Here is a 2050-nt window from a genome sequence, read left to right as displayed (position 1 = left end):
GATGCGTTGCCCACGGAGTCCCAGCTGTGCACCGACCTAGGAGTATCCCGCTCCTCCGTGCGCGAAGCCGTCCGCACCCTCGTCGCCCTCGACATCGTCGAAGTACGCCACGGACACGGAATGTTCGTCGGCCAAGTCTCCATGCGCCCCATGGTCGAGTCCCTCATCTTCAAAGGCCTCCTCAACCCCGGAGACGACCACCGCGGACTACGCGACATCGTCGAAGTACGCATCACCCTCGACAACGCCCTGGCCGAACCCGTCACCCACGCCTGGCACAACCGCCACGACCCCGAGCTCAACACCCTCGTCGACAACATCGAGCACCTCGCCTCCCAAGGCAAGCTCTTCACCGACCAGGACCGCTGCTTCCACACCCGCCTACTCCAACCCCTCGACAACCACCTCTACCTCCACCTCACCGAAGCCTTCTGGGCCATCCACACCCTCACCGTCCCCCTCCTGGACGCCCCCAAGCTCGAAGACCTCACCAGCACCGCCAAAGCCCACCGAGCCATGCTCCAAGCCGCCCACGCCGGAGACACCCCCGCCTACCGCAAAGCCATCACCGACCACTACGCCCCACTCCTCGCCGTCCTCACCTAAAACAAACCAGCAGAGAACTCCTCCGTCAGGGCCGGATAGGTGCCGGCCTGCGCCACGGCCACGACATTGAGACGCGGGTCCTCCGGACGGAGCAGCCTGTCCATCCACAGGTCGCGTGCCGCCGTCAGTCCCTGCGCGAGCCATCGCGCGTTGACGAACTCCATGGCGTGAGTGCCCCCGGGATAGACGTGCAGCTCGGCATCTCCGCCATCGCGCCACACCCTGGAGGCGAAGGCGACGTCCTCGTCCCGGAAGACCTCTGCGGAGGCCACCGAGATGAACAACGGCGGCAGGCCACCCAGCCGGGCGGCACGGGCGGGGGCCTCATAGGGGGTGACCGATTCCGTGCCTCGCCGCTCCCCCAGCGCCGCGTCCCAGGCGACGTTGTTGTACGCCGTCGGCCAGGTGCCGTCGTCCGGGTACTGACGCGCCGAGACCGAGCCCTGCCAGTGCGGCATGCCGGTGCGGTCATCCAGCATGGGGTAGTCCAGCAGCCCGCCGAGAACGGCCGGCCCCCGCCTGTCTCGCGCCATGAGCAGCGTGCCGGCGCTCAGCCCTCCCCCGGCACTCGGCCCGACGACGATGACGAGCTCCGGATCGGCACCAAGCTCCTCGGCGTGCTCGACCGCCCAGCACAGCGTGGTGTAGCAGTCCTCGACGCCGGCCGGTGCCGGATCCTCGGGAGCCAGACGGTACTCGGGGCTGACGATGACGCCCCCGTACCGCCGCAGCCACGGGACAACGGTCGACAGACCGTTGAAACGGCACCCCATCACCAGCCCTCCCCCGTGCAGAGAGAGGAACAGGGGGCCGGGGCGGCCCACGCAGGCGCCCTGGGCGCTTCGTGCAACCGCGGCGGGAAGCGTCGTCCCGTCCTGACGAAGGACGTCAACATCCTCCAGGTCGATGTCGGGGTGCTTGAGCAGGAAACCCGCCCGGACCTCGTCGGCCGGTGCGCGCCAGCTCGGGATCTTCTGCACCGTCATGGTCCCGAAGACGCCGAGAGGCTCGATACGCTCGAGCAGGGCGGCGGTGGCACTGTCGTAGGCAGGACGGGCGGGGAGCTCCTCATGCGTGCGAGACATGCCGTAACTGTTGCACTGTGAGCGCTGTAGCACCAACTCACTCACAATCAGTCAATGATCTACGGTACCGGCGCCCACCGCCAGCCGGCCGACGACGGGTCCCTCGATGGCGCCCGCCCTCAGTGCGGCATCCGCCCGGATGCCTCGAGATCGCACGGGTGAGGACGATTCGACATTCACCAGCGTAAATGAACCAAAAGTCGGACAATGGGGTCATGCAGATATCCCGCGGTGTCATGTCCGGCCTCACCACCACCCCGATGACTCAGTCATCCGCGGCGATGGCCGAGATCAAGAACTACATTCTCACCAAGGGCCTGCATCCTGGTGATGCGTTGCCCACGGAGTCCCAGCTGTGC

General features: G+C 67.2%; 2 protein-coding genes. One reads left to right on the top strand and one right to left on the bottom strand.

Translation table 11 applies throughout. The features are described from left to right. Nucleotides 1-606, top strand: a 606-nt coding sequence (locus HMPREF3165_RS05515; RefSeq protein WP_070511432.1) for a FadR/GntR family transcriptional regulator, incomplete at its 5' end; no start/stop codon positions are given. Here the strand turns inward: HMPREF3165_RS05515 and HMPREF3165_RS05510 are convergent. Beyond that, on the bottom strand, nucleotides 603-1691 hold the full coding sequence (locus HMPREF3165_RS05510; RefSeq protein ID WP_070511430.1) for an alpha/beta hydrolase: 1089 nt from the start codon (nucleotides 1689-1691) through the stop codon (nucleotides 603-605). The two genes, HMPREF3165_RS05515 and HMPREF3165_RS05510, sit on opposite strands and share 4 nt — an antisense overlap. Between the last annotated feature and the right edge of the window lie 359 nt (nucleotides 1692-2050).

It is taken from the genome of Actinomyces sp. HMSC08A09, from assembly GCF_001807465.1.
Classification (GTDB): Bacteria; Actinomycetota; Actinomycetes; order Actinomycetales; family Actinomycetaceae; genus Actinomyces; species Actinomyces oris.
This window is presented reverse-complemented; position numbering and strand designations above follow the sequence as displayed.

Coding starts and splice junctions, on each gene's coding strand:
- HMPREF3165_RS05510 (WP_070511430.1), bottom strand. CDS start 1,691: ATGTCTCGCACGCATGAGGAGCTCCCCGCCCGTCCTGCCTACGACAGT.